Annotated in this window: 2 protein-coding genes and 1 pseudogene; 1 reads left to right on the forward strand and 2 read right to left on the reverse strand. The window is 57.3% G+C overall.

Features of this window, described 5'->3' with window-relative positions; translation table 11 throughout:
- On the forward strand, positions 1-214 hold a 214-nt coding region (locus EOA78_RS36680; protein WP_127320354.1), incomplete at its 5' end, for a hypothetical protein.
- A gap of 367 nt (positions 215-581) precedes the next feature.
- On the opposite strand, the gene EOA78_RS35470 is transcribed toward EOA78_RS36680, so the two are convergent.
- Together EOA78_RS35470 and EOA78_RS35475 are read right to left on the reverse strand one after the other, a co-directional pair.
- Complete coding sequence (locus EOA78_RS35470; protein ID WP_206533569.1) at positions 582-1,076, reverse strand: DUF2243 domain-containing protein; 495 nt, start codon at positions 1,074-1,076, stop codon at positions 582-584.
- Between the two features lie 82 nt (positions 1,077-1,158).
- Positions 1,159-1,367: pseudogene (locus tag EOA78_RS35475) on the reverse strand (ATP-dependent DNA ligase); the annotation flags it as partial.

Here is a 1,367-nt window from a genome sequence, read left to right on the forward strand (position 1 = left end):
TGCGATGGAGGCGCAGCAGGTCATCTGGCTTCGCACATTGCGAATTGCCAAGGGAGGCAAGCCGGCAGAGCGGGAAGCTAAGCGAATGATCAGTGAAAAGATCAAGGCAGCCGGGCGGGCTGGGACAATGTTTGCCACAGGAGCACCCGCAGGCGAGGTCGCCCGCATGTATCGCAAGAAGATTAGGGCGAATAGAAAACGGCTCTCACGCTGACACAAAAGACCTCGCCGAAGCGCGAGATCATCGACCACAACGACATTTGACGGAGCTCACCCGGTGGCCGAACGCTCTTTCAGATCTGGTCTGCGTCTAGCAACTTCAGCAAACAGGATTCGGATGTCGTCGTATGGCTCGCCGCTTAATTGCTCTAAGGCCGCCACGAAAGGCTCAAGCAATTGAGTCCGTCTCACGCTTTCGACCGTTTCCTGTAGGGACCGCGCACTATCGACTTCTCGGCTTCCTTCGCCTCGATCAGCGCAACGATGTCCGCGATCTCCCAAGCCCTTGCCATCGAGGATGAATAGCGCTGGCGTCAATGTTCCGGCAAGCCCCCTCGCCAGCCGTTTCATCGCGAATAGCGTCAGACCGTATGGAGTCGTGTCCCGCCACCATCTCGCGGTTTGCGATAGTGAAGGAACAAACCGATGGCGACACAGACCAGGCCAAGAGTGAAGAAGGCCAAGTCCCATGCCAACCAATTGGCGTCGTTCTCCTTGATGTGATGCAGCCCCAAAATCCAGTGGTTCAGAACAGCATCGAGCAGGTGCCAAGCGCCAAAGCCGATGAATAGTGTTGACGCAAAGCGGCGACCTGAGTCTAGAGAGTCGAACTGCTCACGGGCGCGCCAAAGTAGCCACAGTCCCACGGCCCCGATGGCGTACATGACAGCATGGAAAAGCCCGTCGGTCAGGATGCGGAAGCGCAAATCCTGAAATATAGCCCCATCAAGCGAACTCAGGAGGCTATGCCATTGCAATATCTGATGGAGCAGTATGCCATCAAAGAAACCCGCAAGCCCTGCAAACCAATAGGACCGGGTAAAGGATGCCCCCCTATCGTTTTCGACGTCCGTCATGTCTCGCCTCCCGTTCCTCATTCAAGAAGCTCATTTGCGGCCCTCAAACCGATGGACGACCAGTTCTTTGGTGGACACAAGCTCAATCCTCCCAGAAATCCTGCAGCGATGCGTGCCTTAGGTCTTCCTCGCCCCTGAGGTGTTTCACACGGGCTTTGATCCCTGGCTTGACCCACTGCGTCGCCGGACGCTTCATCCCCTTAGGCGGCGGCCCGGCGTGCTCCTGGACACGCTTCCACAGGCGCTCGCGGATCGCCCGGCTCGGATTGATGAAGGCCGACCCAACATATT

It is taken from the genome of Mesorhizobium sp. M5C.F.Cr.IN.023.01.1.1 (assembly GCF_003997585.1).
Taxonomy (GTDB): Bacteria; Pseudomonadota; Alphaproteobacteria; order Rhizobiales; family Rhizobiaceae; genus Mesorhizobium; species Mesorhizobium wenxiniae.